Source organism: Protofrankia sp. CiP1_Cm_nod3 (assembly GCF_982290655.1).
Genome location: NZ_CEVIVD010000013.1, coordinates 24,884 through 26,178, shown reverse-complemented (window position 1 = coordinate 26,178; position 1,295 = coordinate 24,884). Strand labels below are relative to the sequence as shown.

Here is a 1,295-nt window from a genome sequence, read left to right as displayed (position 1 = left end):
GGGCTTCCTGTCGGGGCCGCTTCGGCCGGGCTTCCTGTCGGGGCCGGGCCGGCTGGCGGCGCGGGGCTGCCCGCCCCGGCCAGGCCGCGCGCTCCCGCCAGGTGGTGGCCTCCCACCGGGCCGGGCCGGGCCAGCCGCCCCGGGCCGTCGGCCCCGGCCAGCCCGTCGAGATCGTCCGGGCTGTCCGGATACGCGGCCGTGTTCACCTGGCCGCTTCGGCGTCGGCGCGGACCAGCCGAGCGGCCTGTGCCGGCGTGGTCGCGCCGAGGCCGAAGGACGGGCACAGGCGGGCGATGCCGCACACGCCGCACGCCGGCCGCCGGGCGTGGCAGACCCGCCGGCCGTGGAAGATGAGCCGGTCGGATGCGATCGTGTAGTCGCGCCGTTCGAGCAGCCCGGCGAGGTCGCTCTCGACCCTGACCGGGTCGGTGCTGGTGGTGAGCCCGAGCCGGCGCGAGAGCCGTCCGACATGGGTGTCGACCGTGATGCCGGGCTGGTCGAAGATGTGCCCGAGCACGACGTTGGCGGTCTTGCGGCCGACCCCGGGGAGGGTGACCAGGTCGTCGAGGCGCGGCGGCACGGTCCCGTCGAAACGGTCGGCCAGGGCGGCGCCGATCCCGATGAGCGAGTTCGCCTTGGCCCGGAAGAAGCCGGTCGGCCGCAGGATGGCTTCGAGTTCCGCCCGGTCGGCGGCGGCGTAGTCGTCCGCGGTGCGGTACTTCGCGAACAGCGTCGGGGTTACCTCGTTGACCTTCTTGTCGGTGCACTGGGCGGACAGGACGGTGGCGACGAGGAGCTCGAGGGGATTGCCGAAGCTGAGCGCGATCCGTGCGTCCGGGTGGAGCTCGCCGAGTACGCGGACGATCTTCCGGGCTCGCCGTGTCCGCGCCAGCGGGCTTTCGGTGGCGGCGTCGGCGAGGGTGGACACGTCCACAGGGTATCCGGTAACCGGATCATCGCGTTCTCCGGCCGGGGGACCGGGTGTGTCCGAGGTCGCATCGCGTATCCTGACCCCGCGTGTCAGTTACGCAGAGTCGTCCCCCACCATGGTGCCCGCCATGTTTCTGATTGCCGCGATCTCGTTCCCGCTCCTGCTGCTGGGCCTGCTGCTCGCCATGGAGCGGGTGGAGCGTCCCCTGCGCATGGCCGACTCGGGCCAGGGCCTGGAGGGCTTCCTCGACAACGCCCGCCCCGACGAGGTGAACACGTTCGTCTCCCAGGGCTTTCCGGCCGCCCTGGAGCGTTACCGCCGCCGTCTGCGGCGGTCGGCTCCGGGTAAGCACCGGGCGACCTGA

General features: G+C 73.2%; 2 protein-coding genes and 1 pseudogene. 1 reads left to right on the top strand and 2 read right to left on the bottom strand.

Features of this window, described 5'->3' with window-relative positions:
• Both AC5LUJ_RS04935 and nth read right to left on the bottom strand, forming a co-directional pair.
• Positions 1-206, bottom strand: a pseudogene (locus AC5LUJ_RS04935) (hypothetical protein); the annotation flags it as partial.
• A complete protein-coding gene (gene nth / locus AC5LUJ_RS04930) occupies positions 203-928 on the bottom strand; it encodes an endonuclease III (protein WP_250292853.1) in 726 nt (241 codons plus the stop codon). The gene nth and the pseudogene AC5LUJ_RS04935, both read right to left, overlap by 4 nt.
• A gap of 130 nt (positions 929-1,058) precedes the next feature.
• On the opposite strand from nth, the gene AC5LUJ_RS04925 reads away from it, so the two are divergent.
• Positions 1,059-1,295, top strand: coding sequence for a hypothetical protein (locus AC5LUJ_RS04925; RefSeq protein WP_076842429.1), 237 nt, complete (start codon positions 1,059-1,061; stop codon positions 1,293-1,295).